Annotated in this window: 2 protein-coding genes; one reads left to right on the forward strand and one right to left on the reverse strand. The window is 66.9% G+C overall.

The annotated features are described in order from the left end of the window. Positions 1 to 199: 199 nt before the first annotated feature. Positions 200 to 919: an IS6 family transposase gene (locus JL475_RS38690; RefSeq protein ID WP_202282876.1), complete on the forward strand. Its 720-nt coding sequence runs from the start codon at positions 200 to 202 to the stop codon at positions 917 to 919. A 133-nt stretch (positions 920 to 1052) separates the two neighbouring features. Here JL475_RS38690 and JL475_RS38695 read toward each other — a convergent pair whose 3' ends face one another. Continuing rightward, positions 1053 to 1937, reverse strand: a complete 885-nt coding sequence (locus tag JL475_RS38695) for a CPBP family intramembrane glutamic endopeptidase (RefSeq protein WP_202282877.1) — start codon at positions 1935 to 1937, stop codon at positions 1053 to 1055. Between the last annotated feature and the right edge of the window lie 250 nt (positions 1938 to 2187).

The raw sequence follows: 2187 nt of genomic DNA on the forward strand, positions 1-2187 counted from the left end.
ACGGAGGCGCCATGCAGCACAGTCATGACCAAGAACTTTACGTGACCGCCCCGGAGCGGCTCGGCGCCGGAATGAACTCGGAGTCCGAGCGATCTCATGGGCGGCGTTGTGGGCGGTTGTCCCGGCATTGTCAGGTTGGCTGCGGGCCTGCCGGTGCGATGATCTTCGGGTTGGCTTGCCGGGTCCGGGGAGGGGCAGCATGGAGACCGCGACACCGTCGTACAAGGGCTTCCGGTACCCGGCGGAGATCATCGCGCACGCGGTGTGGCTGTACCACCGCTTCCCGCTCTCCTTCCGGGAGGTCGAGGAGCTGCTGCTCGCCCGCGGCGTGATCGTCTCCCACGAGACGGTCCGGCAATGGTGCGCCCGGTTCGGGCCCGAGTACGCCGCCGGGCTGCGCCGCCGCCGGCCGCGGGCCGGCGACAAGTGGCACCTCGACGAGGTCTTCGTGAAGATCAACGGCGCGTGGCGGTACCTGTGGCGCGCGGTTGATCAGGACGGCAACGTGCTGGACGTCCTCGTGCAGTCCCGGCGCGACGCGACGGCCGCGAAGCGGTTCCTGGCCAAGTTGATGAAGAAGCAATGCCGGGTGCCCCGGGTGCTGGTCACCGACAAGCTCCGCTCCTACGGCGTCGCCCACCGGGAGTTGATTCCCTCGGTCGAGCACCGGCAGTCGAAGTACCTCAACAACCGGGCGGAGAACTCTCACCAGTCCACCAGACAGCGCGAACGCGCGATGAAGGGCTTCCGTTCCGCCACCGGGACACAGCGGTTCCTGTCTGTGTTCAGCGCGATCTCACCACACTTCAGGCCCCGACGCCACCGCCTCACCGCCCCTCAGTACCGCGCCGAGATGCATCGCCGCTTCGAGACCTGGAACCAGATCACCGGCAGCACCGGTCTGCCCGCCGAGGCCTGACACGGTCCCGGCACCCGGCCCCACCACACCCTGACACGCCATCAGCCAGACACACCATGGACAACTTGACAACGCCCGTTGCTGCCCTGCCGGTTTCCAGGCCCACCGCCGGGATGTCTCGCATCAGGCAGGGTCACGCGCGGCGTCCGGGAGGCGTCAGGAACAACTCCCGATCGCGCCACACCACGATGACGGACAGCACCAGAAGCAGGACGGTCTGAATCACCTTGGTGTCCGGGTGCGTAAGGAACATCTCGTTGCCGAAGTTGGCGGCGAGGTGGAAGACGATCGCGACGAGGACGCTGCGGCCGGCGCGGTAGTAGAGCCAGTTCATCAGGATGACGAACGGTATCAGCGAGACACCGTAGTTGATGCTGTGGATCAGGCCCTCCTCGACGACCTCCGCCTGGTAGTTGCCCTTGATGAAGCCGAGCGGCACGTGCCACAGCACCCAGACGACACCGAACAGCAACGACGTCCACAGGACGTTCATCCGGGACGCGAGCGCATCCGTGCCGTAGGTTTTCCAGGCGACCTCCTCCAGGACGGGGGCCAGGGCGAGCGTGATCCACGCCGGCAGCAGGCCCGTCGCGAACGTGGAGCCGTTGCGAAGCTCGAACTGCGAGACGTCGTAGCCGAACGGGATGGTGATCGCGGTAGCGACGAGCAGGGCGCCGGGGAGCAGGCCGACGGCCGCCAGCCAGAGCCAGGCGCGAGTGCCGCGTGGCGCGACCAGGCGAGTGAGGACGTCGCGGGTGAGCCCGTCTCTGCGGATGAACCAGATCGCCACGACGATCGGGGCGGCGAGACCGGCCAGGCCGAGGCCGGTCATGACGGCGATAGTGCCCTGGCTGGGATCGGGCTGGTGCGACAGCCAGGCGGCGGTGAACCACAGCGCCCACGGGATGGCGGTGGCAAGGACGTAGAAGGCGAGGGGATGGCGGTAACGGCTGACGTTCTTCAGCTCCAGCGCACGACGCGCACGATCAGGCCGGGAGGATTGTGCTGTGTAGATCATGACCGCATCCTCTCTCCGCTGCAGAGCAATCACTCCGGCTTGCAGGGTTAGTTCCGGGACGCGTCAGGGTCGCCTCAGGGTCGGGGGAGGCAGCCATCCGCCTCCAACGACCCGGGCCCGAAACCGGGGGCCAAACAGGGGTCCAAACGAAGCAGCCGAACCACGACCGTTTCGGACTGAGCCCGGATTCACCGAGCGGATTCTGAAGTGAGGGGTTTGGTGTATTTCGCGTGATACTCCGGGGGTGAGG

This window comes from Streptomyces sp. M2CJ-2, assembly GCF_016757295.1.
Taxonomy (GTDB): Bacteria; Actinomycetota; Actinomycetes; order Streptomycetales; family Streptomycetaceae; genus Streptomyces.